At 71.4% G+C, this 24,922-nt stretch carries 23 protein-coding genes and 1 tRNA gene; 5 read left to right on the top strand and 19 right to left on the bottom strand.

Annotated features, from left to right (window positions below; translation table 11 throughout):
- Position 1 precedes the first annotated feature (1 nt).
- From AFL01nite_RS10320 to AFL01nite_RS10305, 4 genes are read left to right on the top strand one after another with little or no spacing between them, the layout of a single operon-like run.
- Complete coding sequence (locus tag AFL01nite_RS10320) at positions 2 to 1,210, top strand: MFS transporter (RefSeq protein WP_146827596.1); 1,209 nt, start codon at positions 2 to 4, stop codon at positions 1,208 to 1,210.
- 55 nt (positions 1,211 to 1,265) lie between these two features.
- The gene (locus tag AFL01nite_RS10315; protein ID WP_146827595.1) at positions 1,266 to 2,450 is read left to right on the top strand and encodes an HNH endonuclease; all 1,185 of its coding nucleotides are present in this window, start codon (positions 1,266 to 1,268) and stop codon (positions 2,448 to 2,450) included.
- Between the two features lie 30 nt (positions 2,451 to 2,480).
- A complete protein-coding gene (locus tag AFL01nite_RS10310) occupies positions 2,481 to 3,833 on the top strand; it encodes a TrpB-like pyridoxal phosphate-dependent enzyme (protein ID WP_146827594.1) in 1,353 nt (450 codons plus the stop codon).
- Between the two features lie 13 nt (positions 3,834 to 3,846).
- Positions 3,847 to 4,416, top strand: coding sequence for a GNAT family N-acetyltransferase (locus AFL01nite_RS10305; RefSeq protein WP_146827593.1), 570 nt, complete (start codon positions 3,847 to 3,849; stop codon positions 4,414 to 4,416).
- Here AFL01nite_RS10305 and AFL01nite_RS10300 read toward each other — a convergent pair.
- From AFL01nite_RS10300 to AFL01nite_RS10220, 18 genes are all read right to left on the bottom strand, one after another.
- Entirely contained in the window at positions 4,403 to 5,089 is a 687-nt protein-coding gene (locus AFL01nite_RS10300; protein WP_146827592.1) for an ABC transporter ATP-binding protein, read from the bottom strand. The genes AFL01nite_RS10305 and AFL01nite_RS10300 overlap by 14 nt on opposite strands.
- Complete coding sequence (locus tag AFL01nite_RS10295; RefSeq protein WP_146827591.1) at positions 5,086 to 6,228, bottom strand: ABC transporter permease; 1,143 nt, start codon at positions 6,226 to 6,228, stop codon at positions 5,086 to 5,088. Before AFL01nite_RS10295 ends, AFL01nite_RS10300 begins: the two co-directional genes overlap by 4 nt.
- Positions 6,229 to 6,302: 74 nt before the next feature.
- On the bottom strand, positions 6,303 to 6,875 hold the full coding sequence (locus AFL01nite_RS10290; RefSeq protein ID WP_146827590.1) for a TetR/AcrR family transcriptional regulator: 573 nt from the start codon (positions 6,873 to 6,875) through the stop codon (positions 6,303 to 6,305).
- 7 nt (positions 6,876 to 6,882) lie between these two features.
- Complete coding sequence (locus AFL01nite_RS10285) at positions 6,883 to 9,627, bottom strand: esterase-like activity of phytase family protein (protein ID WP_222593487.1); 2,745 nt, start codon at positions 9,625 to 9,627, stop codon at positions 6,883 to 6,885.
- Between the two features lie 80 nt (positions 9,628 to 9,707).
- Positions 9,708 to 10,649, bottom strand: a complete 942-nt coding sequence (locus AFL01nite_RS10280; protein WP_146827588.1) for a quinone oxidoreductase family protein — start codon at positions 10,647 to 10,649, stop codon at positions 9,708 to 9,710.
- A 62-nt stretch (positions 10,650 to 10,711) separates the two neighbouring features.
- A tRNA-Ala gene (locus AFL01nite_RS10275) sits at positions 10,712 to 10,784 on the bottom strand.
- A 19-nt stretch (positions 10,785 to 10,803) separates the two neighbouring features.
- Complete coding sequence (locus AFL01nite_RS10270) at positions 10,804 to 11,511, bottom strand: histidine phosphatase family protein (RefSeq protein WP_246119676.1); 708 nt, start codon at positions 11,509 to 11,511, stop codon at positions 10,804 to 10,806.
- The gene (rsfS, locus tag AFL01nite_RS10265) at positions 11,508 to 11,867 is read right to left on the bottom strand and encodes a ribosome silencing factor (RefSeq protein WP_146827587.1); all 360 of its coding nucleotides are present in this window, start codon (positions 11,865 to 11,867) and stop codon (positions 11,508 to 11,510) included. The genes AFL01nite_RS10270 and rsfS overlap by 4 nt, the downstream gene beginning before the upstream one ends.
- Positions 11,864 to 12,493, bottom strand: a complete 630-nt coding sequence (nadD, locus tag AFL01nite_RS10260; RefSeq protein WP_146827586.1) for a nicotinate-nucleotide adenylyltransferase — start codon at positions 12,491 to 12,493, stop codon at positions 11,864 to 11,866. The genes rsfS and nadD overlap by 4 nt, the downstream gene beginning before the upstream one ends.
- Positions 12,494 to 12,495: 2 nt before the next feature.
- Positions 12,496 to 12,645, bottom strand: coding sequence for a hypothetical protein (locus AFL01nite_RS15330; RefSeq protein WP_186813903.1), 150 nt, complete (start codon positions 12,643 to 12,645; stop codon positions 12,496 to 12,498).
- A gap of 21 nt (positions 12,646 to 12,666) precedes the next feature.
- Positions 12,667 to 13,911, bottom strand: coding sequence for a glutamate-5-semialdehyde dehydrogenase (locus AFL01nite_RS10255; protein WP_146827585.1), 1,245 nt, complete (start codon positions 13,909 to 13,911; stop codon positions 12,667 to 12,669).
- A 22-nt stretch (positions 13,912 to 13,933) separates the two neighbouring features.
- Entirely contained in the window at positions 13,934 to 16,993 is a 3,060-nt protein-coding gene (locus AFL01nite_RS15325) for a hypothetical protein (protein ID WP_186813902.1), read from the bottom strand.
- Positions 16,994 to 17,063: 70 nt separating this feature from the next.
- Positions 17,064 to 18,149: a glutamate 5-kinase gene (gene proB / locus AFL01nite_RS10245; protein WP_146827584.1), complete on the bottom strand. Its 1,086-nt coding sequence runs from the start codon at positions 18,147 to 18,149 to the stop codon at positions 17,064 to 17,066.
- Positions 18,146 to 19,726: a GTPase ObgE gene (gene obgE / locus AFL01nite_RS10240; RefSeq protein ID WP_186813901.1), complete on the bottom strand. Its 1,581-nt coding sequence runs from the start codon at positions 19,724 to 19,726 to the stop codon at positions 18,146 to 18,148. Before obgE ends, proB begins: the two co-directional genes overlap by 4 nt.
- Positions 19,727 to 19,806: 80 nt before the next feature.
- Complete coding sequence (gene rpmA, locus AFL01nite_RS10235) at positions 19,807 to 20,061, bottom strand: 50S ribosomal protein L27 (protein WP_146827583.1); 255 nt, start codon at positions 20,059 to 20,061, stop codon at positions 19,807 to 19,809.
- Between the two features lie 12 nt (positions 20,062 to 20,073).
- Complete coding sequence (gene rplU / locus AFL01nite_RS10230) at positions 20,074 to 20,379, bottom strand: 50S ribosomal protein L21 (protein ID WP_186813900.1); 306 nt, start codon at positions 20,377 to 20,379, stop codon at positions 20,074 to 20,076.
- An 84-nt stretch (positions 20,380 to 20,463) separates the two neighbouring features.
- Positions 20,464 to 22,686 carry an Rne/Rng family ribonuclease gene (locus tag AFL01nite_RS10225; RefSeq protein WP_246119675.1) on the bottom strand — a complete coding sequence of 741 codons (2,223 nt, stop codon included), beginning with the start codon at positions 22,684 to 22,686 and terminating at the stop codon, positions 20,464 to 20,466.
- A 136-nt stretch (positions 22,687 to 22,822) separates the two neighbouring features.
- Complete coding sequence (locus AFL01nite_RS10220; protein ID WP_146827580.1) at positions 22,823 to 23,599, bottom strand: TIGR03936 family radical SAM-associated protein; 777 nt, start codon at positions 23,597 to 23,599, stop codon at positions 22,823 to 22,825.
- A gap of 145 nt (positions 23,600 to 23,744) precedes the next feature.
- On the opposite strand from AFL01nite_RS10220, the gene AFL01nite_RS10215 reads away from it, so the two are divergent.
- Positions 23,745 to 24,524, top strand: a complete 780-nt coding sequence (locus tag AFL01nite_RS10215) for a hypothetical protein (RefSeq protein ID WP_146827579.1) — start codon at positions 23,745 to 23,747, stop codon at positions 24,522 to 24,524.
- A gap of 22 nt (positions 24,525 to 24,546) precedes the next feature.
- Here the strand turns inward: AFL01nite_RS10215 and AFL01nite_RS10210 are convergent, their stop codons facing one another.
- Positions 24,547 to 24,921 carry a hypothetical protein gene (locus AFL01nite_RS10210; protein WP_146827578.1) on the bottom strand — a complete coding sequence of 125 codons (375 nt, stop codon included), beginning with the start codon at positions 24,919 to 24,921 and terminating at the stop codon, positions 24,547 to 24,549.
- Position 24,922 lies beyond the last annotated feature (1 nt).

Genomic DNA, 24,922 nt, shown 5'->3' with positions numbered 1-24,922 from the left:
GGTGGGCTGGGGCTTCCAGCGCCGCACCGTCGGCACCCTGGCGCTCGTCCAGGTGGTCGGCGGCATCGGCAACGGGGCGGGCCTCGCCGTCGGTGCCCTCCTGATCGAGGACGTCACCGGCTCTGCCGGCTGGGCCGGGCTCACTGTCGTCGCGACGACGCTCGGAGCGGCCCTGTTCACCGTGCCCCTGTCCAACTTCGCGGTGCACCGCGGTCGTCGGCCGGCGCTGACGACGGGCTGGCTCGGAGGCGCACTCGGCGCCCTCGCGGTCGTCGCCGGTGCCGAGTGGAGCTCGCTGCCGCTGCTGCTGCTCGGGTTCCTGCTGTTCGGGGGAAGCACGGCCGCCAACCTGCAGTCGCGGTTCGCCGCGGCCGACCGAGCGGAGCCCGACGAGGTGGGCCGGTCGATCTCGCTCGTCATCTGGGCCACCACCATCGGCTCCGTCGCCGGACCCAACCTGACCGGCCCGGGAGCCGCCACGGCGCGGGCCCTGGGCATCCCCGAGCTCGCGGGTCCACAGGTGTTCTCGGGCGTCGCCTTCACCGTCGCCGGCCTCCTCACCTGGCTGATGCTGCGGCCCGACCCGCTCGAGCGACGCGACGCCTCGGCCCCACCCCCGCCGCGCACCCGCGCCGCGCTCCCCCACGTCCGCGGCGCCACGGCTCTCGCGATCGGCACGATGGCGCTCTCCCACGCGGTCATGGTGGCCGTCATGGCGTTGACGCCGGTGCACATGTCCGGCCACGACGCGGCCCTCTCGGTGATCGGGCTGACGATCAGCCTGCACATCGCCGGCATGTTCGCGCTGTCGCCGCTGTTCGGCTGGATGACCGACCGCTGGGGCGCGGAGCCGACCATCCTGCTCGGCCAGGCGGTGCTCATCGCGGCCTGTGGCATCGCCGGCACCGCCGGGCACTCCAACGTCCAGATCACCATCGGCCTGATCCTGCTGGGCATCGGCTGGTCGATGTCCGTCATCGCGGGTGCGGCGCTGCTCACCCGCAGCGTCGATCCGACGGTGCGGCCGCTCGTGCAGGGCTTCAGCGACCTCACGATGAACCTCGCCGGTGCGGCGGGCGGACTGCTGGCCGGGCTCGTCGTCGCGGTCTGGAACTTCGGCACCCTGACCGCCGTGGCCGCCGTGCTGACCCTGCCGATCATCGCGGCGATCGTGCCCGCCTCGCGTCGACAGGGCGTCCGTCTCACGTAGCGAGAACACTCGCTTGTTTCGGTGCTTCTTCGAACACCTGTTCTACGCTGATGACATGAGCCCGATCGCCGACGACGCCTTCGCCGAGGCCCGGCGCAGGCGGGCGCGGGCCGAGTTCGCGGAATGGGATCTCGTGCTCACCCACCGTGAGCGCGAGATCGCCCGGATCGACGCCACCGACGACGTGCTGCTCAGCAAGGAGCTCGCTCGGCGGGCCGTCACGCTGGAGATCGCCCAGCGCCTGCGCATTCCCGAGAACTCGGTCTGGCGGATCATCGTGCAGGGCGAGGAGGTCCGCGATCGCACGCCCGCCGTGTGGGTCGCCTTCCGCGACGGAGTCCTCGACGCACGTCGCGTCGGCCTCATCGCCGACATGGTCGCCAAGCTGCACACGCCCAAGGCCCTCGAGGCCGTCGACCAGAACGCCGCCGAGTACGGATCCGGGCACACCCCGGGCGAGCTGCGCGCGTGGCTCAAGCGGCTGCGTGCCCGGCTCGAGCCCGAGAAGCTCAACGACGATGCCGCCCACGCCACGGAGCAGCGCCACGTCGAGATCTCGCACAACGACGACGGCACCTCGTGGCTCAGCGCCCTGCTGCCCACCGGCGTCGCGGTCGCCGTCGGCAACCGCCTGCGCGCCGCCGCCAAGGCGCTGCCGAAGACCGACCCCGACACGGGCGAGCGCGACCGTCGCACGCGTGAGCAGAAGAAGGCCGACCTCCTCGCGCACTGGCTCACCTGCAGCGAGGGCACCCAGACCGACATCCGCGCCGAGATCGCGATCACCATCGACTCCACCGACCTGATCGGGCTCACTCACGGCGCCGCCTTCACGCGCGGCCACCGCGAGCCGATCCCGGCGGCGTGGGCGCGCGAGCTGGCCGCCAGCGAGCACACCCTGTTCCGCCGCCTGGGCCTCGATCCCTTCGGCAACGTCATGGACACGACGAAGCTGGGGTACCACCCCAGCGAGTCCCTGCGCGAGGCGCTGAGGTGGCGCGACGGCACCTGCCGGGTCGCCGGCTGCCAGGCCGACATCCGCGACACCGACCTGGATCATGAGCTGGCCTACGACCGGGGCGGCACCACCTCGGCCGACAACCTGCGATCCCTGTGTCGCAAGCACCACAACATGAAGTCGCACGACCACCTCGACCGCCGCAGCCTCCGGCCACCGGTGCAGTTCGTCGAGTGCTACGCCGTCGGCACCCCCGTCGTCTACCGTCCCGTTCCCGCCTGAGGCACCCGCCTGCCCGGCTAGGCTCGCCGCGTGACCGATCAGATCAGGTTCGTGTTGTCCGAGTCCGACATGCCCACGCACTGGTACAACATCGTCCCGGACTTCCCGACGCCCCCGCCGCCGCCGCTGCACCCCGCGACGCACGAGCCCGTGGGTCCGGACGACCTGGCTGCGCTGTTCCCGCCCGAGCTGATCGCCCAGGAGGTCACCTCCGAGCGCTACGTCGAGATCCCCGAGCCCGTCCGCGACGTGTACCGCCAGTACCGTCCGTCGCCGCTCGTGCGGGCCCGCCGCTGGGAGCAGAAGCTCGGCACCTCGGCCCGGATCTACTACAAGTACGAGGGCGTCTCGCCCGCCGGCTCGCACAAGACCAACACCTCGGTGCCGCAGGTCTACTACAACGCCATCAACGGCATCACCCGCCTGACCACCGAGACGGGCGCGGGACAGTGGGGCACGGCGCTGGCGTACGCCTGCTCGCTCTTCGGACTCGAGTGCGAGGTGTGGCAGGTGGGCGCCTCGTTCGACTCCAAGCCGCAACGCCGCACCCTGATCGAGGTCTTCGGCGGCAAGGTGCACCGTTCGCCCAGTCGGCTCACCGCGTTCGGTCGCTCCCTGCCCGAGGACCACACCGGGTCCCTGGGCATCGCGATCACCGAGGCAGTCGAGGTCGCCGCCCAGGACGAGACGATCCAGTACGCGCTCGGCTCCGTCCTGAACCACGTCCTGCTGCACCAGACGATCATCGGCGAGGAAGCGCTCAAGCAGCTCGCGATGGCCGGCGAGTCCGGTGCCGACCTGGTCGTCGGTTGCGCTGGAGGAGGATCGAACTTCGCCGGCCTGGCGTTCCCCTTCCTGCGCGAGAAGCTCGCCGGCAACCAGTCGCCGCAGATCCTCGCGGTCGAGCCCTCGTCGTGCCCCACCCTCACCCGCGGCGAGTATTGCTACGACTTCGGCGACACGGGCGGCATGACCCCGCTGATGAAGATGTACACGCTCGGTCACGACTTCGTGCCCTCGCCGATCCACGCCGGCGGCCTCCGCTACCACGCGATGGCGCCGCTGGTGTCGCACGCCGTGCACGAGGGCCTGATCGACGCCGTGGCCCTCGACCAGAGCGAGTGCTTCGACAGCGCGATCGAGTTCGCCCGCACCGAGGGCATCGTCCCGGCGCCCGAGTCGTCGCACGCGCTGGCCCAGGCTCGGCGTGCCGCGATCGAGGCCACGGAGAACGGCACCGAACCGGTCATCGTCGTCGGCCTGTCCGGCCACGGCCTGCTCGAGCTCGGCGCCTACGACTCCTACCTGAACGGCCGACTCGAGGACGATCCGCTGTCCGACGAGGACCTGCAGGCGGCTCTGGCCAACGTGCCCGTCATCTGATCGGATCTCGATCATGACCATCGAGGTACGCGCCGCGACCGAGTTCGAGGACGTGCGCACGATGCTCGGGCCCAAGCGTCCCGACTCCGACGTGTGTTGGTGCCTCAGCTATCGCGTGCCCGGCACGGTCAACCGCGAGCTCCGGCGCGAGGCACGGGGCGAGTACGTCCGCGAGCTCATGCGGCAGGGTCCCCCCGGGGTGCTGGCGTACGCGGGCGACGAGGTGGTCGGCTGGGCGGCCATCCACCCCCGCGCCGACACGAGCTTCGCCACGAGCCGCAAGATCCCGCACGTCGACACCCTCGACGCCTGGAGCCTGTGGTGCGTGCGCGTCCGTCCCGGGCACCGCGGCCAGGGCATCGCCCACCACCTCATCACCGGCGCCGTCGAGCACGCGCGCGCCGAGGGCGCTCCCGCCGTCGAGGCCTACCCCGTCGACAACGCGGGCGCGAAGGTCGACCTCACGATGGCCTACGTGGGCACCCGGGCCATGTTCGAGCAGGCCGGCTTCGAGAAGGTCGCCGACACCACGTCGGTCCTCAACGGGTTCCCGCGCGTCGTGATGCGGCTCAGGCTGTCCTGACGGCGCCCAGAGACCCGTCCACCATCTCCAGCACGCGGTCGCAGTGCTCCAGCACGTCGTGGTCGTGCGTGACCATGACGACGGCGACGTTCTGCTCACGCGCCTGGTCCGCCAGCAGCTGGACGACCTCGTGGCTGCGCGCCCGGTCGAGCGCGGCGGTGGGCTCGTCGACCAGCAGCAGGCTGGGCGCGTTCACCAGGGCGCGGGCGATGCCCACACGCTGGCGCTCGCCACCGGAGAGGTGGCCGGGACGGTTCTTCGCCCGGTGAGCCATGCCCACGGAGTCGAGCACGGACTCGGCGTCGACCTTGCGGTTCCCCGCGAGGCGGCCCGCGAGGCGCAGCTGGTCGGCGGCGGTCAGGGCCGGCAGCAGGTTGCCGGACTGGAAGACGAAGCCGATGTTCTCGAGCCGGAACTTCGCCGAGGCGCCCTTCGACAGGGTGCTCAGGTCGGTGCCGTGCACCCGGACGGAGCCGGAGTCGGGGTTCGACAGCGCGCCGGCCACGGCCAGCAGCGAGGACTTGCCCGAGCCCGAGGGCCCGACGATGGCGACGAACTCGCCCGCGCGGACGGTCAGCGACACGGCGTCGAGGGCGCGGACCCGCGAGTCGCCGTCGCCCAGCTCGAGTGTCGCGTCGACGATCTCCAGGGCAGGTGTGTTCTCGGTGTTCATCGACGGCCTCCCAGCGCGGCGAGGGGATCGACCCGGGTGATGCGCAGCACCGCGACGGCGGCGCCCAGCAACCCGAGCACGATGGTCAGGACGGAGGCGGTCGCGATCGGGCCGGCCTCCAGCTCGAACGGCATGGCGTCGGGCATGATCGCGCCCATCGCGACGCCGGCGGCCACGCCGATGCCCGTGAAGACGAGCAGGACGACGACGGCCTGCGCGAGGCTGTCGCGCAACAGGTAGCGGCTCGAGGCGCCCATGGCGCGCAGCACGGCGAGGTCGCCGGCGCGCTGGATCGTCCACACGGTGAAGAAGGCACCCACGACGAGCGCGCAGATCACGTAGAGGAAGACCTGGATCATGCTCAGCGTCAGCGTCTCGGCCTCGTAGCCGGGCGACGCGTTGAACGACTCGGTCAGCGTCATGCTCGTCGTGCCGGCGGCCTCGTCGGCGGCGGCGAGGTCGACGTCCGCGTCGTCCTTCGCCTGCACGGCGACCGCGCTGAAGAGCGAGTAGTCGGCGGCGGCCACCGTGGCGTCGGTGGGCACCCCGGGCTGGGCGGTGTTCGACGCGATCAGCTGCCAGGTCTCGAGCGGCAGGTAGGCGACGTCGACGTGGCCGAACGTGGCCTGGCCCTCGGTGAAGCCCACGACCGTGAGCTCGACGTCGATGCGGTCCAGGGTGACGACGGTGCCGATGGCGACGCCGTCGTCCTTCAGCGTCTCGGAGACGACGATGCCGTCCGCACGGTCGAGGCCCTCGCCCGAGGACGTCTTCGGGGCGATGAAGCCGTCCGTGTCGACGCCGAACAGCGTCAGGTCGACCTGCTTGCCGTCGTCGGTCGTGCTGTTGACGATGCTGACGCCCATCGGTTCGGCGGCCTGCACGCCCTCGGCGTCGCGCCACGGGGCGAGCTGGTCCTCCTCGAGCACCGATCGGCTGAACGCGTTGTCCTTCATCGTGCCCTCGTCGAACGCGAACGCGGTGACGGGCATGGCCTTCAGGCCGGAGACGCCGTCGTTGACGAGGCCGGACGACAGTCCGGACAACAGGACGACGAGCACGGAGATCAGGGCGATCACCGTGCCCATCAGGGCGAATCGGCCGCGGGCGAACCGCAGCTCTCGCAGGGCCAGGAACATGCAGATCCTCGGAGTCAGAGATCCCGACACCTTGTCGGGAAGATACTGACAGTGTGTCACCACGCTCCCAGCGCTCAGGCGCCGGGCAGGCCCGCGGTGAGCATCGCGAAGACGTCCTCGGCGGTGCGGATCGCGTCGGCCCCGTGCTCCACGAGCTGGACGCCCGCGCCGAGCACGCCCTGGACGAGGTGGACGAACCGCTCCGGCACGCCGAGCTCGGCGACCACGTCCGCCACCGGACGCATCAGCGCGTCGTGCAGCACCATGAGGTCCTCGAACCGGGTGGGCGACAGGTCCGCCTGCTGCAGCGGTCCGGCGAGCTCGTGCTCGCCGGCCGCGGTCATCTGCATCGTCGCGTCGACGAGGGCGCGCAGCCTCGGCAGGCCCGGGTCGGCCTCCGCCAGGGCGTCCGCGATCCCACGGTTCCAGCGATCGAAGGCGTCGATGGCCACCGCGACGAGCAGGTCGTCCTTCGACGGGAAGTAGTCGTAGAAACTCGACCGCGACATGCCGGCGCGCTCGGTGACCGTTCGCGGGTTGATGCCCGCGACACCGCCCTCCCTGAGGATGTCCTCCGCGGCGCGCACCAGGGCGGCGCGTTGCGCCTCGCGGTGCGCGCCGACGGTGGGCGCGGAGATCCTGGGCATCAGTCCATTATGACGCCGTCGAGCCCTTCGTCCGTGCCGAGCCCAGGTAGATCGCCCGGATCTTCTGCTTCGCTCCACGGACCCGGACCGTCGCGACCGCACGCCCCTTGCGGAGCGTGACCGTCTTCAGCACCTTCGACCCGGCGACGAACCGGACCTTCCCCGTCGGCACGTGGCCGGCGGCCCGCACGGTGGCGACGACCTTGACCGTCGATCCGCGCTTCGTCGCCTTCAGAGCCGTACGACTCGTCGCCTTCACGACCGTGACCGTCACCGGAGTGCTCACGGACGACGTCCCGAGCGCCGCGCCCGTGAAGCGCGCCGTCAGGCGGTGACGTCCGACGGCCAGTCGCGGCAGCGTGACCGTGGCCTTCCCGTCCGTGACGCGCACCCGGGTCAGGACCCGGTTCCCGTCGCGGATCTCGACCACACCGGCCGTGGCCAGTCCCCCGAGCGTCACCACCGCGGTCAGCCGCTTCTTCGCGTACGCAGCCCGCGTGGCGGACAGGCGCAGGCCCGTCGTGGTCGCCTTGCCCAGCCGCAGGAACACCGTCTCACCGGTGGCGTCCTTGAGCCCGTCATTGTCGGTCACGCCGTAGAGCGAGCCGTCCTTCGCGATGGTGAAGCCCTCGAGCTTCTCCTGCGTCCATCCGTGCGTGGCCCGCAGTGCTGGCAGCACGTCGATCGCGAGCCGCTTCTCGACCGTCGGCAGGTCCTTCCCCGAGCCCTGCGGGACCGTGAAGGTGGAGATGTGCTTGGTGCGCGCCTTCGGCCCGTTCAGCTTGTCGCGCTCGATGACCGCGAACGTGTCGTCGTCGACTGCCGTGATCTCCGAAAGCCCGACCCAGTCGCCACTGCCGCGCAGCGGCGTCTGCAGCTCGTAGCCGAACCACGCGAACGACCGGTCGGAGACGTCGTAGCGGCCGATGCGCGCCACGTCCTCGCCCGCGAGCGGGCGCTGCAGGACGAACCACACGTGCTCACCGTCCCGGTCCGTCGTCGCCGTGACGCCCTCGAGACCCTGGGCGCCGAGCTTCGACGTCACCTCGGTCGGCAGGCTCACGCGCTCCTGCACGACGCCGGCCCCGTTCGTCCGCACCAGCTCGTTCCCGCCGCCCTTCGCCCCCTCGGACGCGATCCAGAAGCCGCCCTGCGGCCGCTGGAACAGGCCCTCGATGTCCAGCTCGACGGGGCTCCCGGCCTCCGTCACCGGGACCGAGTCGGTGATGCGCGCCGGGTGGCCGGCCACGTCGACGCGGTAGAGCGTGGCCTGCTTGATGACCTTGTCGGCGGCGGTCCACAGCGTGGTGGCGCTCTTCGTGTCGGCGGTCAGGGCGCCGAGCGCCTGCCAGCCGATCGGCGCGCCGTCCTTCTCGTCCGAGACGATCGAGGGGAAGGCCGCCTTCCCGGGCTTCCACGCGTACAGACCCACCGTGGCGCGCACGCCCGCCTCCGCGTCGTCCGTCTCGCTCGACACCGCGAACAGGCCACGGGACGGGATCGGCAGCAAGCCCTCGGGGCCGTTGGTCGTCGGCATGACCTGGACGTACTCCGGCTTCGCCGGGTCGCTCACGTCGTAGACGGCGACGAAGTTGCTGCGCTCGGAGCCCACGAACGCGTACGGCGTGCCGTCGTACTCGGCGACGGCGAGGCCCTCCGGCTCCGCGCCCTTCTTGGCCGCGCGGTCGTCGTTGTGGAGCCCGTGCTTCACGGCGAGGCGCTCGAAGGTGTTGCCGGCGTCCCACACGACGTCGCCGTCGGTGTCGAAGACGGTCCAACCGCGGGTGCCGCCCTTCCAATCGCCCTCGTTGGCGGTGGCCAGGTGGTCGTCACCGACCCAGGCGATCGCGTCGGGCTCGCGCGGCACGGCCGCCACCGAGTCCGTCAGCGAGATCGCGCCGTCCTTCGTGACATCGACGCCCTCCAGGGCGACCGACCCCGCGCTGAACGCCTTCTCGATCCTGCCCGAGGCCGAGTCGATCAGGACGACGCCGTTGTTCTCCTGCAGGGTCACCGCGAGCGTGCCCTTGCTGTTGAACGCGACGTACTCGGGCTCCGGGTCGGTCGGGGCCGCCATCCCGGCCGCGGCCAGCACGTCGGCCGGCAGGTCGACGCGGCGCGGGGTCCAGTCGGCGGGCGCCCCCTCGAGGTCGACCAGCTGGACGAAGCCGCCGGGCGCCTGGGGCAGGTCGCCCTCCTTCCCACCCGCGGGCGCGGCGTCCTCGTCGCGCTGGTTCTCCATCGCGACGGCCGCCACGGACCGGTCCTTGCTCAGAGCGATCGAGTCCGGCTGGCCGCCCAGGTCGATGCTGCGCACCCGTGTGCCGTCGCTGAGCCGCACGACGTCGAGTCGGCCGCTCGGATCGGTGAACGAGGCGGAGGTGTCGACGACCACGAGGACGTACTTCCCGACGACGCTCACCGAGGTGGGCTGGTCGTCCGCATCGCCGAGCTCCTCCAGCGAGAGCGAGCCGTCGCCGCGAGGCGCCGACGGGTCGCTGATGTCGAGGAAGCCGATCCGCTTCCCGAGAGCGTCGGTGTGGACGAGGGTCCTGCCGTCGTCGGAGACCGCGGAGATCTCGGCGACCGTCTCGGCCGACGCCGGGACGCCGGCGGGAGCGTTCTGGAAGACCGGGTACGTGGCGACGCGGTGGAAGGAGTGGTCGGAGGCCGCGACGGCCGGGGTGGACAGGAGCGGGAGGGCGCTGGCGAGCACGGCGGCACCGGCCAGGCTGGCGAGGGAACGAGACACGGCGACACCGTCTCGGCACCACCGCAACGGCCCGGGGCCGTCCGGTGAACGTCAGGTGACGACTCCGGCAACTCTCGCGGTCAGGGCACGAGCACGATCTTGCCGCGTACCTCGCCGGACTCACTCAGCCGATGCGCCTCGACGACGTCGTCCAGCGGCAGCACGCGCCCGATCTCGACGTCGAACTCGCCGGTCGCGATCAGCGGGAGGACAGCGCCGACCGCCTCGTCGCGCCAGCCCTGCTGCTCGGGCGTCAGCGGCTCCGGCGATCCGCCGGACCACGCCTGCAGTCCCAGCTCGTGGTACTGCGCGCCCTGCACGATCGTGCCGATCCGGGTGCGGTCGACCAGCTCCAGGCTCGTCTCGAGCGCCTCCTCGGTGCCCGCACAATCCAGCGAGACCGTGAAACCCTGCGGGGCAGCCTCGCGCAGGCGCTCCAGCAGCCCGGTGCCGTAGGTGACGGGCACGGCGCCCAGCTCGCGCAGGCGCTCGTGGTTGCGCTCCCCCGCCGTGGCGACGACCTCGGCGCCCATCGTGCGGGCCAGCTGGATCGCGGCCTGGCCGACGCTGCCCGAGCCACCGTGCACGAGCAGGGTGTCCCCGGTCTCGACACCGAGCGAGCGCAGCACCTGGTAGGCGGTCGCGACCGGCACGCCGAGGGCCGCGGCAACCTCGAAGCCGACGCCGGCCGGCTTGGACGTGAGGTGGCCGGGCGTCGCGACGACGTGGGTGGCGTACGTGCCCTGCGTGTTCTGCACGACGACCTCGTCGCCGATCCCGCAGCCGTCGACACCCTCGCCCACGGCCACGATCACGCCGGCGCCGTCGAAGCCCGCACGGCGCGGCTCGGTGAACGGCGGCGACGGACGGATGCCCGCCCGCAGCTTCGTGTCGATCGGGTTGACCCCCGCCGCGCGCACCTCGACGACCACCTGGCCGTCACCGGGCGTGGGCTCGGGGCCCTCGCTCACCTCGAGGACCTCGGGTCCGCCGGTCTGGGCATACGTCACGTAACGGGCCATGCACCCACCCTGTCAGGGAAAAACAAAACGGGCCCCGCGGGGCCCGTTCGTGTTTCCTTCGGTGGAGCATAGGAGATTCGAACTCCTGACCTCTTCCATGCCATGGAAGCGCGCTACCAACTGCGCCAATGCCCCGCTAACAACCTGACTGATATTACCTGCTCGCTCCCGAGTTCCCCAAACCGGGGTCGGGGTCGTCGGCTTCGTCGTCCGACATGACCGGCTCGGGCAGCGATCCGGAGTTCCATTCCGACAGCCGCCACTGCGACCAATCCTGGTACCGCGCCTCCTCCAGCACCGACCAGTGGCAGTTCGACAGGCCACCGAACTGGCGCCACGACGACTCGGGAATCCCCAGGAACGCCAGGATGCCCGTGCGCAGGACCGCGCCGTGGGCGACGACGACCAGCGTCTCGCCCAGCGGCAGCTCGTCGAGGTAGTCGTGCAGGGCGCCGGCGAGCCGGGCCCCGGCCTGGGCGTGCGTCTCGGCACCCTCGATCTGGGTCTCGTCGCCGTCGGCCCACGCCTGCATCTGCGCCGGGAACCGCTCCCACGATTCGCGCCAGGTCAGGCCCTCGCGCGCCCCGAAGGCCAGCTCGCGCAGGCGCGGGTCGGTCTCGACCTCGAGGCCGGTGCGCTCGGCCAGGGCCCGCGCGGTGTCGGCCGCACGCGACAGGTCGGAGCTGACGATCCGGCTGGGCGCCAGCGACGCCAGCCGCGCCGCCGCGTCGACCGCCTGCTGGCGGCCGACCTCGTCGAGCGGGATGTCGGTCTGGCCCTGGACGCGTCCGGCGAGGTTCCACTCGGTGCGCCCGTGCCGCCAGAAGATGACCCGGCGGCCCATCGTGCTGCCGGGCTTCACGACAGCTGCAGGTCGATGGCCGGGCAGTCGCTCCACAGCCGCTCGAGCGTGTAGAAGGCGCGCTCCTCGGCGTGCTGGATGTGCACGACGATGTCGCCGTAGTCCATGAGGATCCAGCGCGACTCGCGCTGGCCCTCGCGGCGGATGGTCTTGGCGCCGAGCTCGAGCAGCTTCTCCTCGATGGCGTCCTTGACGGCGTTCATCTGCGGCTGGTTCGACGCCGAGGCCAGCAGGAAGACGTCGGTGATCGCCAGCTGGTCGGAGACGTCGAAGGCGATGAGGTCGGCCGCCTGCTTGTCGGCGGCGGCGTGTGCGGCGGCACGAGTCAGTTCGATCGCGCGATCGGTGGCGGTCATGGGGTGTCCTTGTCGGTGGGGTCCTGCGGTTGGTAGAGGCCGTGCTTGCCGATGTACTGCACGACCCCGTCGGGCACGAGGTACCAGACCGGCTCGCCGCTGTTCACGCGAGCGCGGCAGTCGGTGGAGCTGATCGCCAGTGCCGGGATCTCGACGAGGGTGACGCGCTCGCGGGGCAGACCCTCGAGCGTCGACTCGTTCATCTCGTGGCCCGGTCGCGTACAGCCGACGAAGTGGGCCAGCTCGAAGAGCTCGCGGTGGTCGCGCCAGGTGAGGATCGCTGCCATCGCGTCGGCGCCGGTGATGAAGTACAGCTCGTCATCGGGGTACGCGGCGGCGAGGTCGCGCAGGGTGTCGATCGTGTAGGTCGGCCCGTCGCGGTCGATGTCGACGCGGCTGACGGTGAAGCGCGGGTTGGCCGCCGTGGCGATGACCGTCATCAGGTAGCGGTCCTCCGGCGGCGAGACGACACGCTCGGACTTCTGCCAGGGCTGCCCGGTGGGCACGAAGACGACCTCGTCGAGGTCGAACCACGACTGCACCTCGCTGGCGGCAACGAGGTGTCCGTGGTGGATGGGATCGAAGGTGCCGCCCATCACGCCGATGCGACGGCGACGATCCGACATGCTCAGGAGTGCTCGCGACCCAATCCGAACAGGAACGTGACGAGCAGCAGGGCCATGAGCACGGCCAGGGCGATCCCGCCGATCACGTACGGGTTGATGGCCGGTTCGCCGTGGGAGGCCGCTTCTTCAGCAGCCAGCATGAGATCGAGCATGGGCGTCAATCTACCAGCGGCTCAGCGGGTCTGGCCGCTGCCGGTCACGACGTACGTGGTGGTGGTCATCTCGACGAGTCCCATCGGGCCGCGCGCGTGCAGCTTCTGCGTCGAGATGCCGATCTCCGCACCGAACCCGAACTCGCCGCCGTCGGTGAACCGCGTCGACGCGTTGACCATGACCGCGGCCGAGTCGACGCCCATCGTGAAGCGCCGTGCGGCGTCGAGCGATCGCGTCACGATCGCCTCGGTGTGGCCCGAGCTGAACCGCCGGATGTGGTCGACGGCCTCCTCGAGCGAGTCGACGACGCGGGCCGAGATCTCCGACGCGAGGTACTCGGTCGCGTAGTCGTCGTCGGTCGCCGCGGTGACGCCGTCGAACGTCTGGAACGTGGCATCGCCGTGGATCGCGACGTCACGCTCCTGCAGCGCCTCGACGACGCGCGGCAGGAACGCGTCGGCGACCTTGCGGTGCACCAGCAGCGACTCCGCCGCGTTGCAGACGCTCGTGCGCTGGGTCTTGGAGTTCACGACGATGTCGAGCGCCATGTCGAGGTCGGCCTCGGCGTCGACGTACACGTGCACGTTGCCCGTGCCGGTCTCGATGACGGGCACGGTGGACTGCTCGACGACGGTGCGGATCAGGCCCGCTCCCCCGCGCGGGATGACGAGGTCGACCAGCCCTCGGGCGGTCATCAGGTCGGTGGAGGTGCTGCGGTCCTCCGCGCTGATCGCCTGGATCGCGTCGGCGGGCAGGCCGGCCGACGCGACGGCGTCGCGCATGATCTGGACGATGACCGCGTTGGAGCGCCGGGCCGAGCGCGACCCGCGCAACAGCGAGGCGCTGCCGGCCTTGAGGCAGATCGCTGCGGCGTCGGCGGTGACGTTCGGGCGACCCTCGTAGATCATCCCGATGACTCCCATGGGCACCCGGATCTGCTGCAGCTGCAGGCCGTTGGGCAGCGTCGAGCCCCGGACGACCTCGCCGATCGGGTCGGGCAGCGCGGCGATGTCGCGGACGCCTCCGGCGAACGCCGCGACGCGGTCGGCGTCGAGCGCCAGCCGGTCGATGACGTTCTCGGGGGTGCCCTCGGCACGGGCCTCGGCGACGTCCTCGGCGTTGGCCGCGACGATCCGGTCGGTGCCGGCCACGAGTGCCTCGGCCATCGCGGTCAGCGCCGCGTCCTTGTCCTTGCGCGTCGCGAGCGCCAGCACGCGCGCCGCCTCACGCGCCCGCAGTGCAGCCTCACGGACCTCGGTTCCCATGGGGCGAGTGTAGTTCCGCCGCTCAGGACGGAGGCAACGGATCGGCCTTCACCGCGTTGATCTCGGGCTCCTGGTAAACCTCGCCGGTCCACTCGGCGATCACCCGCCGGTACTCCGGAGTGTGCTGGTAGCCGCCGTGGGTCAGCACGAGCGAGCCCGGATCGCCGACCTCGGCGGGCCGCACCTCGAGCGTCGGCACGTCGTACGGGCCGTCGGCGTCGCCGTACACGCGGTAGCCCAGCGGATCGGACCGACGGAAGAAGTTGATCCAGTGCCCCGGCTCGGCGAGGCAGTACCGCAGCCCCTCGCCGTCGGTCGGCGGCTTCCCGGCGGGCGGGGCCTGCGGGAGGTCGGGCCGGGCCGCCCGCATCCGGGACGCGCCGTCGGTGGGCTCGTAGCCGAGGGCGTCGGGCCCGGCCGCGGCCGGGAAGACCCGCCCGTAGAGCGCCCGCACCTGGCTGCCGTACGTGAGGAGCCGCACCCGCTTCGCCAGGCCGTTCAACCGCGCCACCACCGAGACGCAGATGAGCGAGCCCTGGCTGTGTCCCGAGAGCACCACGATCCGATCGTCCTGACGGCCCAGAGCCCAGCGCACGCGGGCGGTGATCTCGGGGACCACCCGCTCGGCGTAGCAGGGCGGCCCGAAGGGGTGGCCCGACCGCGGCCAGAAGGTCGTGATGTCCCACAGCATGCCGACGTTGCGGCGCGCGGACGGCGAGCGCCGCACGAGCGAGCCGGCCAGCATGAGGCCGGCGCTGACCGCCAGTGCGGCGTACAGCGAGGCCGTGGCGAACGGGCGCGTCCACTCCCACCACTCCCAGGGCGGCCGACCGCCGGACGACAGGGCGAGCGTGCCCAGCGCCAGGAACGAGGTGACGGCGCCGACGGCGTCCATCATCCGCTCACCGCGGTGCGCGAGGGCCGCAGTCACACGCGCCTCCTGCACGGCCTCGCGGTCCTGGCGGGGCACCCCCAGGGCGTCCGTCTTCACCTCGTCCCGGATCTCGGGAGCCGCCTTCAGGCGGAACAGCGCCACCATCGCGAGCGTGAGGAGGATGCCGCCGATGATCACGGCCAGCTGCATGAGCGGTGTCCAGACCAGGATCTGGGGCACGACCAGCGGCGTCTGCGGCGGGTCGGTGACGGTCAGCGCGACGCGCCCGCGAGCAGCGTCGACCACGAGGCAGCGCCGGGTCGCGTCGTCGGGGCACGCCGTCGTCACGTCCAGCAGGCCCGCCGTGCGGAAGCCCTCCGACTCTCCCGTGCAGACCTCGTCCCGCAGCTCGGGCGAGTCGCTCCGGAAGCACGACGCGACCAGCCGCACCCGCGTGGCGTCCGCGGGCAGGACGAGCGTCGCGTCCGTCACCCGCGAGGACGCCATCGAGTAGAACGAGCCGGCCTGGCGCGGATCCGTGCTGGCGCGGGACAGGCCGTCGGTGCGCACCTCGCCCGACGTCATCACCAGCTGGTCGTCGATGCGTGAGATCCGCGCCTTCGCCAGGACCACGTCGCCCGACAGCGTCAGGGGGTCCTTCTCCGCCTGGGCCGACAGCGGTGACCGCTCGTTGCGCTTCGTGATCAGGTCGGCGACCGACTGCGACTCCCCGTTGAGGTACTCCGCGGCGGCGACGGTCAGGGCCGACGTGAACAACAAGGCGACCATCGTCGCCGCGCCGAGCAGCACCGACGCACCGGCCCCCGCCCACGCGAACGCCCGGTACTGGGCACGCGTCGAGCTCCACCACTGGAAGAGCATCAGGCCCGCCCACGCCAGCAGCGCGAGCGCCAGCAGGACGCGGGTCGACACGAACCACCCTGAGACGACGATCGCCAGCACCGCCGCGATGATCAGGAAGGCCGCGACGAGCCCGACCCGCGAGCCGACGAAGACGATGACGTGCACCACGGTGAGGGCGACGAACAGGCCGAGGAACCACAGGTTGGAGCCCCACCAGGACAGGTCCTCGGCGGCCGGATCGACGCCGTCCGGCGTGGACCAGATCAGCGCCAGGTGCGCCGCCAGGATCGCGAACGACACCCACACGAGCCGGAGCAGCGGCAGCGCGCGCAGCCACTCGCCGGGGCGGGCGAGCCAGTGCTCCTTCCGGGCCAGCTCGCGATCGCGCCCGCCCAGCCGCAGGTGCCAGGTCCACCGGTACTCGAGGTCCTCCTCGTCGATGGTGAGCGTGCGGGCCAGGACCAGCAATGCCACCACGCCTGCGGCCCCGGTCGTGATCCACAGCAGGTCGGTCGCGTCACGCGCGATCAGGTGGGCCCCGGTGAACAGCACGATCGTCGCGGCCGCCATCGCGACGTGCAGGCGGAGCAGGCGGCGGGTGCGCTTCTCGCCCTGCCACATGCTCGGGTGACCCAGGACGTTCTTCGCGCACGTGTCGAGCTCGACGTCCCGATCGGCGGTCCGATCCTTCAGCTTCCGGTCACGGCGGTGCTGGTCGGGGTCGTCGGTGGTGGCCTCGTAGCGGGCCAGGCTCTGGCGGGTGAGCAGGAACAGGCCGAGCACGAGAGCCACCGGCACCACCGACATCACCACGATCCGGCGGCCGGCCGACAGCGACGCGAGCGCGTCGAGCCAGTCCGGCAGCACCGGACAGGCCACCGAGTTCGCCCGGAAGCACTGCCAGGCGATGAGATCGAGCGCGACGAAGCAGGCGGTGAGGATGCCGACCATCGTGAGGATCAGCCCGCTGACGCGCACGGCGCGCAGGCCCCAACGGGCCTGGCCCGAGTTCTGCCCGACCTGCGTGCGGGCCCAGAAGGCGAGGTTGACCAGGGCGAAGGGCAGCAGGCCCAGCCACAGGACGCGCGTCACCCAGCCCCACGCGCCGCGGACGCTCGAGGTCAGGCCGCCCCACGAGTACGCCTCGAGCGCCATCCCCGTGGGGAGCCTCCGCATCGGCGGGTGGACGTCCTCGGCGAGGCGGTAGAACCCGGTCAGGGAGTCGCCGGCGACCTGCTGGACCTGCCCCGGGTCGTCGGCACCGAGCATCGACGTGGTGGGCGTGCCGCGCACGCCGTGCACGCGGAGCTCCAGGACCACCTGGGCGGGTGTGGGTGCGGGCATGGGCCGACCTCCGTGACTTGACCGTGTCACCGAGGGAGAGGCCGTGGCAAGACCCCGTGATGCAGGAAGGTCAGGCCATGAGGATCAGGTCGTCGCGGTGGATGACCGCGCGCTCGTGATCGGCGCCCATCGAGGCGGCCAGGTCGGAGGTGGACCGGCCCAGCATCGCGGGCAGCTCGGCGCTGTCGTAGTTGACGATCCCCCGGGCCACGAGGGCGCCGTCGGGACCGACCACGTCGACGGGGTCGCCGCCGGAGAACTCGCCCTCGACCGCGACGACACCGGCCGCCAGCAACGACGCCCCGCGCTCGACCAGGGCGCGCCGGGCGCCGGCGTCCAGCACGAGCCGGCCGCGGGTCTCGCTGGCGTGGGCGAGCCACAGCAGCCGGGTGGCGCGGCGCTTGCCCGTGGGAGCGAAGCGAGTGCCGACCGGCTGGCCCTCGACGGCCTCGATGGCGCGCGCGGCGGACGTGAGCCGCACCGGGATGCCGGCCGCCGTGGCGATCCGGGCCGCCTCGATCTTGGTGACCATGCCGCCGGTGCCGACCGCCGAGCCCACCCGGGCCACGTCGACGCCCGCGAGGTCGGCCTCCGAGGCGACGGTGGCGATCGGGCGCGAGTCGGGCAGGTCGGGATGACCCGTGTAGAGCCCGTCGACGTCCGACAGCAGGATCAGCTCGTCGGCGTGGACCAGGTGGGCCACCAGGGCCGCGAGCCGGTCGTTGTCGCCGAAGCGGATCTCGGACGTGGCGACGGTGTCGTTCTCGTTGACGACGGGCACGACGCCGAGCTCGAGCAGCTTCGCGAACGTCTGGTGGGCGTTGCGGTAGTGGCTGCGGCGGCTGACGTCGTCGACGGTGAGCAGCACCTGGCCGACGACCAGGCCGGCGGCGGCGAACGCCTCGGAGTAGTGCGCGATGAGCGCCCGCTGGCCGACGGCCGCGGCCGCCTGCTGGGTGGGCAGGTCACGAGGACGCTGCGGCAGCGCGAGCGGGCCGAGACCGGCGGCGATCGCGCCGGAGGACACCAGGACGACCTCGTCGCCGCGCGCCCGGACGGCGACGACGGCGTCGACGACGGTGCCGACGCGGTCGGGGTCGAGGTGGCCGTCAGCCGTGGTCAGCGAGGAGGAGCCGACCTTGATGACGACCCTCACTGATCGTCCTCGTCCAGCTCGTCGTCGCCGGGGTACTCCTCACCGATCTCCCAGTCCGGAAGGACCGTGCGGGGGTCGAACGGCTCGGGCTCGAGGCCCTCGGCGCGCAGCGCCACGGCCTCCAGCTCCCAGGCACGGCGCGCCGCGAGCAGCTGGCGCCGCTCGACGTTGGTGCGTCGCGTGCTCTGGTCGATGCGCAGGTCCTCGCCACGACGACCCAGCACCTCGGCGCCCGCGGTCATCGTCGGATCGAAGTCGAAGACGACCTCGTTGCGACCCATGTCGGCCTCGTTCGACGCACCGATGACGATGTCGTCGCCGGCCTTCGCGCCCAGCTTGAGCAGGTGATCCTCGACGCCGAGCCGGTTGAGCCGGTCGGCCAAGAAGCCCACGGCCTCGTCGTTGCTGAAGTCGGTCTGGCGGACCCAGCGCGCGGGCTTCTCGCCCAGGACGTGCCAGCGGCCCTCGATCTGGCGCACCTCGAACTCGCGGCCGACACCGGACGGGGCCGGCGGGCGCAGGACGATGCGGGTGGCCTCGCGGTGCGGCTCGGCGGCGCGGCGGGCGGCGACGATCTCGGCCATCGCGAACGACAGCTCGCGCAGTCCGGCGTGGCTGGCGGCGGAGACCTCGAAGACCTGCAGCCCGCGCTCGCGCAGCTCGGCGATCACGAACTCCGCGATCTGGGCCGCATCGGGCACGTCGGTCTTGTTCAGCGCGACCAGGCGGGGCCGGTCGCTGAAGTCGACGTCGGCGTACTCGCCGTAGCGGGCCAACTCGTTCTCGATCACGTCGAGGTCGGACAGCGGGTCGCGGCCCGGCTCGACGGTGGCGCAGTCGATCACGTGCACCAGCGCGGCGCAGCGCTCGACGTGCCGCAGGAAGTCGTGGCCCAGGCCACGGCCCTCACTGGCGCCCTCGATCAGGCCGGGGACGTCGGCGACGGTGAACGTCGTGTCGCCGGCCGTGACGACGCCCAGGTTCGGGACCAGCGTCGTGAACGGGTAGTCGGCGATCTTGGGACGCGCTCGCGACAACGAGGCGATGAGGCTGGACTTGCCGGCCGAGGGGAAGCCGATGAGGCCGATGTCGGCGACGACCTTGAGCTCGAGCGTGACCGTGAGCTCCTCGCCGGGCTCGCCCTTCAGGGCGAAGCCGGGCGCCTTGCGCTTGCTGGAGGCCAGGGCAGCGTTGCCCAGGCCGCCGCGGCCGCCGGCGGCGATGACCAGCTCGGTGCCGACGCCGACCAGGTCGGCCAGGACCTCGCCGTTCTCGCCGCGCACGACGGTGCCGTCGGGCACGCGCAGCACGAGGTCCTCGCCGTTGGAGCCGCTGCGGTTCGAGCCTGCGCCGGGCGCGCCGCTGGTGGCCTTGCGGTGGGGCTCGTGGTGGAAGTCGATCAGCGTCGTGACGTCGGCCGCGACGACCAGGATGACGTCGCCACCGTGCCCGCCGTTGCCGCCGTCGGGACCGCCGAGGGGCTTGAACTTCTCGCGGTGGACCGACGCGACGCCGTGACCACCGTTGCCGCCGGAGACGTGCAACGTCACCTGGTCAACGAACGTGGGGATCGCCATGGGTACTCCTGGCCGAGGGGTGGAAAAAGAGAAGGGGCAGCCCGCATCAGCGGACCGCCCCTCTCAGGAGGATCTGCGCGTCACTGCTCCGGAACGATGTTCACGACGCGACGGCCGCGCTTCGAGCCGAACTCGACCGCACCGGGGGCGAGGGCGAACAGCGTGTCGTCGCCGCCACGGCCCACGTTGGAGCCGGGGTGGAAGTGGGTGCCACGCTGGCGGACGATGATCTCGCCGGCGTTGACCAGCTGGCCGCCGAAACGCTTGACGCCGAGGCGTTGGGCGTTGGAGTCGCGACCGTTCTTGGTGGAGGCTGCGCCCTTCTTGTGTGCCATGTCGTCAGTCCCTTACTTCGTGATTCCGGTGATCTTGACCTGGGTGTACTTCTGACGGTGACCCTGGCGCTTCTTGTAACCGGTCTTGTTCTTGTACTTCTGGATGATGATCTTGGGGCCCTTGAGCCCACCGACCACCTCAGCGTCGACCTTGGCCTTGGAGGCGTCGGCGCCAGCCGTCACCTCGTCGCCGTCGACCAGCATGACCGCGGCGAGCTGGACGGTGTCGCCCTCGGCCGCCTGGACCTGGTCGATCGAGATGACGTCGCCGACCGCGACCTTGGTCTGGCCGCCGCCATTGCGCACGATTGCGTACACCACGGGATTCCTCACTCTGTACTGAAAGAAGACTACGTACGAAAAAAGTCAGTTGAGGCGCGCAATGCGCACCGACTGTCGATTCTACTCGGGCGCACCATCGTCGGTCAAAACGGGTGCCTCGGAGGCCTGCGGCGTCTCGTCGGACGAGGACTCGTCCGCCTTGGCGTCGTCGCCCCGGTCCTGGCGCTGGCGGCCGTTTCCGTTGCCGTTGCCGCCCTTGTCACCGCCCCGGCCCGAGCGACCGCCGCGGCGGCCACGGCGCTGGCCGTCGTCCTTCTTGGGCTCGACGGGCGCGTCCTCGATCATGACGCCGCGGCCGTGACAGTGCTCACACTCGTGGCTGAAGGACTCCAGCAGGCCGGTGCCGATGCGCTTGCGCGTCATCTGGACCAGGCCCAGCGAGGTCACCTCGGCCACCTGGTGGCGGGTGCGGTCGCGGCCGAGGCACTCGACGAGGCGACGCATCACCAGGTCGCGGTTGCTCTCGAGCACCATGTCGATGAAGTCGATGACGATGATGCCGCCGAGGTCGCGCAGCCGCAGTTGGCGCACGATCTCCTCGGCCGCCTCGAGGTTGTTCTTGGTGACGGTCTCCTCGAGGTTGCCCCCCGAGCCGGTGAACCGGCCGGTGTTGACGTCGACGACGACCATCGCCTCGGTGCGGTCGATGACCAGCGAGCCGCCCGACGGCAGGTGCACCTTGCGGTCGAGGGCCTTGTGGATCTGCTCGTCCAGGCGCCGCTCGGCGAAGATGTCGTTCTCGCCCTCCCAACGCTTGACCCGCTCCTCGAGGTCGGGCGCCACGTGGGCGATGTAGCCCGCGACCATGTCCCAGGCCTCGTCACCCTGGATGGTCAGCGACGCGAAGTCCTCGTTGAACAGGTCGCGGATGACCTTGATCATCAGGTCGGGCTCGGAGTACAGCAGCTGGGGCGCCTTGCCGGCGGCCACCTTGCTCTCGATGTCCTCCCAGCGGGCGGTCAGCGCCGTGATGTCGCGCTGCAGCTGGTCCTCGGTGGCACCCTCGGCGGCCGTGCGGACGATGACGCCGGCGCTCTCGGGGAGGGCCTCCTTCAGCAGGCCCTTGAGGCGCGCGCGCTCGTTCTCGGGCAGCTTGCGGCTGATGCCGTTGCTGCCGCCGCCGGGCACGTAGACCAGGAAGCGGCCCGGCAGGCTGATCTGGCTCGTGAGCCGCGCGCCCTTCTGGCCGATCGGGTCCTTGGAGACCTGGACGAGCACGGTCTGGCCGGGCTGCAGCGCGTCCTCGATCTTGCGCTGCTTGCCGTTCTGGATGTTCGACCAGTCGACCTCGCCGGCGTAGATGACGGCGTTGCGACCGGCGCCGATGTCGACGAACGCGGCCTCCATGCTGGGCAGCACGTTCTGGACCTTGCCCAGGTAGACGTTGCCGATCAGCGAGGTCTGCGACTCGCGGGCGACGTAGTGCTCGACGAGCACGCCGTCCTCGAGCACGGCGATCTGCGTGTAGTCGTCGCGCTGGCGCACGACCATCTCGCGGTCGACGGCCTCGCGACGGGCCAGGAACTCGGCCTCGCTGACGATCGGGGCGCGGCGGCGGCCGGCCTCGCGGCCCTCGCGGCGACGCTGCTTCTTGGCCTCGAGGCGGGTCGAGCCCGTGACGCCGGTGATCTCGTCCTCGGCGGTGCGGCCCTCGCGGACCTTGACGACGGTGTTCTCGGGGTCGTCGGGCGCACCCTCGGCACCCTCGCCCGCACGGGCGCGGCGCCGACGGCGGCGCGTCGTGGTGGAACCGGTCGAGGACTGGTCGTCGTCGGACGACTCGCCGTCCTTGGCCTCGGTGTCGTCGGAGTCGCCGTCGTTGTCGGAGTCGGCGTCGTCGCTGCCGCCGTCCTGGTCGCTCTTGCGGCGACGACGGCCGCCGCGGCGGCGGCGACGGCGTCCGCCTTCGCCGGACTCGTCGTTCGAGTCGTCCTCGTCGTCGGCGTCGGACTCGGAGCCCGGGTCGACGTCGTCGTCCTGCGGCTCGGGGCGCTTCCTCTCCCGCGGCGGCGCCAGCTCGGCCGGCGGCGGCTGGAACATCGCGCCGACCGGCGGCAGCTTGCGCTGGACGGGAGCAGGCTCGGGGACCTCGTCGGTCTCCTCGTCGTCCTCGTCCTGGTCGGTCACGGGCGGCTCGGGAGCCTCCCCGGCCGGTGCGGCGAAGACCGCGGCCGGGGGGCCGGCGGGTCGGCCGGCCGCACGGCGCCGCGTCCGCGCGGTGGGCGCGGCTTCGGGCGTGTCGGTGCCTTCGGGGGTGTCAGTCGCGTCGTTCGGATCGAGCATGTGCTCTCCTTCGCCCGGCAGCGGCGCAGCCATCACCGGGCTGGTCAACGGTCCCGCGGGACCTCAAGTCTGTCTGCAGGACGGCGCTTAGGCCTGTCACCCGGCAAACTGCCCGACCTGCCGCGGTCGACACCTCTTACAGTGCGTCGCGGCCGGTGGCGAGCGGATCGCCGACCGTACCGGTCCGAGCATCCAGCGGCCCTTGGTCCGAGCGGGTCGCCAGGGGCGCCTTCTCGATCGGCAAGCCGCACAGGGTGCGCAGTCCGGTGATCACGTCGTCCGGTCGTACCGACGGGATGTCATGGCGTACGACCACGTCCAGTATCGCACACCCGCCTGTGCCGACCGTCTCATCGACGCGAAGCGCGAGCACCGCGTCGCGGCAGTCGAAGGTGCGCAGGCCCCGTTTCATCATGCGCTCGACGAGGACCTCCTCGCGGGCGAGGAAGGTCTCGACGGCCGCGGTGGCGTCCGCGACGGACACCTCGGGCAGCTCGATCAGCCAGCGACTGGCCTGCAGCAGGTCGGCGAGCGCGCCACCGGGCGACACCACGACGTCGACGATGTCGAGGCCGGTCGGGAGCGCCTCGTCGAGCGCCGCCTGCACCTCGGCCGGGTCCATCGGGCGGGTCAGGCCGATCTCGAGGTACTCGGCCTCGCTCGCCGCGCCGGTGGGCGAGGCGTTGGCGTAGGAGATCTTGGGGTGCGGCGAGTAGCCGGACGAGTGGCCGATCGGCAGGGCGGCGCGGCGGATGGCCCGCTCGAAGGCGCGGGCGAAGTCCCGGTGGCTGGTGAAGCGCATCCGGCCCCGCTTGGCGTAGCGGATCCGCAGCTTCTGCACGATCGGCAGCTGCGGGTTGGGGGCCTCCGGGTTGGGGGTTCCCTGCAGGGTCGTGCTGCCGTCGTTGCTCACCCCACCAGCCTACGGTGGCTGCGCGCGGGCACCGATCCCAGCGCCGGGCAATACCCGGGGGCAATGGCGTCACGTTCTTCCGATCGGTCCGTCTCAAGAGCGGACGCACTCCGCGACCGCTCCGGCAGGACTTGGAAGGACCTTCGTGAAACTGACGACTCGACGACTCGCTACTGCGGTCGCCACCAGCGTGGCCGGGCTGCTTCTGGCCTTCCTACCCTCCGTTGCTCACGCGGAGGAGTCGAGCGATGTCAGCGACGTGTGGCTCACCGCTCAGGACGTCCGGGTCACCTCCGGAGCGTGCCGAAACGCGAAGTTGAAGATGACACACAACGGTGGGTACCTGGAACGGATCGCCGCTGAGGTCGAGATCTGGAAGGGCTCGCGGTTCATGGGTGAGACGTTCGACTTCCTCTACGAGTCCTCTGACGCATTGGCGGTCGAATATCAGTGGTGCCCCTACGAGGGACTCGGTCGATTCCGCGCAGGCCCGAGCGATGTCGAGTGGAGCTACACGGTCGAGACCTCGTACTGGGATCCGTTCTTGGAGATGTGGGAGACCGAGACTGACTACCGCGAAGGCGACCTCCGCGACTACTCGAAGGCGTCGTTCTGGATCAAGCAGGACTCTCGACTCTCCCGGCCGACCGGCCGCACTACCGGGAGGGTGCGCACCTTGTCGACCAAGTTGACGCATTACAACGTCGAGGCTTCCCGTTGGAAGGCCCTGAGGAAAGCGTCCGTGAAACTCCAGCGTCGGGCATCGAACGGTCGCGGTCAGTGGAAGACCATCAAGACGGTTCGCACGTCGTTCGCCGGACGAGCGACCGCGAAGGTGAAGTCGGCAAAGTCTTCGCAGTACCGCTTCGTCTACGGGGGGTCGGGCACGACGTGGAGTCGCACGTCAGCGACCGTGCGCCGCTGAGAGTGCTCGTGGCGCCCCCTCGTCAGTCCGCCGTGTCGAACCTGCGGTCCAGGACGTCCAGCGCGTAGGAGAGGCCGGCACCGAGGACGCCCAGCACCAGGCGCGGGTGCGGCACCCCGCGACGCACGAGAGCCTGCTCGAAGGCCCGGTCGACCGTGAAGCCCAGCGCGGTCGCTCCCGCGGCGACGCCGCCCAGGCCTGCGCCAGCGAGGGCCGACGGCGGCGCCGGGACGTCCTTGCTCCTCAGCGCGAGGAACGCCGCCCCGCCGGCCACGGCGCCCGACGTCGCGGCCACGGCGATCCGCACCCGGCGCGGGGCGCGCCCGATCGGGACGACCGACACGAGTCCGGTGAGGGCCGCGAACGCCAGCGACTGGCGCGTCTCCCGTGCTCCCATC

The sequence above is a fragment of the Aeromicrobium flavum genome (assembly GCF_007992115.1).
Lineage (GTDB): Bacteria > Actinomycetota > Actinomycetes > Propionibacteriales > Nocardioidaceae > Aeromicrobium > Aeromicrobium flavum.
Note: the sequence above shows the minus strand (reverse complement) of the source record. Positions and strands in the feature narration are given on the sequence as shown.

Coding starts and splice junctions, on each gene's coding strand:
- AFL01nite_RS10300 (WP_146827592.1), bottom strand. CDS start 5,089: ATGAACACCGAGAACACACCTGCCCTGGAGATCGTCGACGCGACACTC.
- AFL01nite_RS10290 (WP_146827590.1), bottom strand. CDS start 6,875: ATGCCCAGGATCTCCGCGCCCACCGTCGGCGCGCACCGCGAGGCGCAA.
- AFL01nite_RS10225 (WP_246119675.1), bottom strand. CDS start 22,686: ATGCTCGATCCGAACGACGCGACTGACACCCCCGAAGGCACCGACACG.
- AFL01nite_RS15330 (WP_186813903.1), bottom strand. CDS start 12,645: ATGCTCGATCTCATGCTGGCTGCTGAAGAAGCGGCCTCCCACGGCGAA.
- AFL01nite_RS10305 (WP_146827593.1), top strand. CDS start 3,847: ATGACCATCGAGGTACGCGCCGCGACCGAGTTCGAGGACGTGCGCACG.
- AFL01nite_RS10315 (WP_146827595.1), top strand. CDS start 1,266: ATGAGCCCGATCGCCGACGACGCCTTCGCCGAGGCCCGGCGCAGGCGG.
- AFL01nite_RS10210 (WP_146827578.1), bottom strand. CDS start 24,921: ATGGGAGCACGGGAGACGCGCCAGTCGCTGGCGTTCGCGGCCCTCACC.
- AFL01nite_RS10255 (WP_146827585.1), bottom strand. CDS start 13,911: ATGGGAACCGAGGTCCGTGAGGCTGCACTGCGGGCGCGTGAGGCGGCG.
- obgE (WP_186813901.1), bottom strand. CDS start 19,726: ATGGCGATCCCCACGTTCGTTGACCAGGTGACGTTGCACGTCTCCGGC.
- AFL01nite_RS15325 (WP_186813902.1), bottom strand. CDS start 16,993: ATGCCCGCACCCACACCCGCCCAGGTGGTCCTGGAGCTCCGCGTGCAC.
- AFL01nite_RS10280 (WP_146827588.1), bottom strand. CDS start 10,649: ATGGCCCGTTACGTGACGTATGCCCAGACCGGCGGACCCGAGGTCCTC.
- AFL01nite_RS10295 (WP_146827591.1), bottom strand. CDS start 6,228: ATGTTCCTGGCCCTGCGAGAGCTGCGGTTCGCCCGCGGCCGATTCGCC.
- rsfS (WP_146827587.1), bottom strand. CDS start 11,867: ATGACCGCCACCGATCGCGCGATCGAACTGACTCGTGCCGCCGCACAC.
- rpmA (WP_146827583.1), bottom strand. CDS start 20,061: ATGGCACACAAGAAGGGCGCAGCCTCCACCAAGAACGGTCGCGACTCC.
- nadD (WP_146827586.1), bottom strand. CDS start 12,493: ATGTCGGATCGTCGCCGTCGCATCGGCGTGATGGGCGGCACCTTCGAT.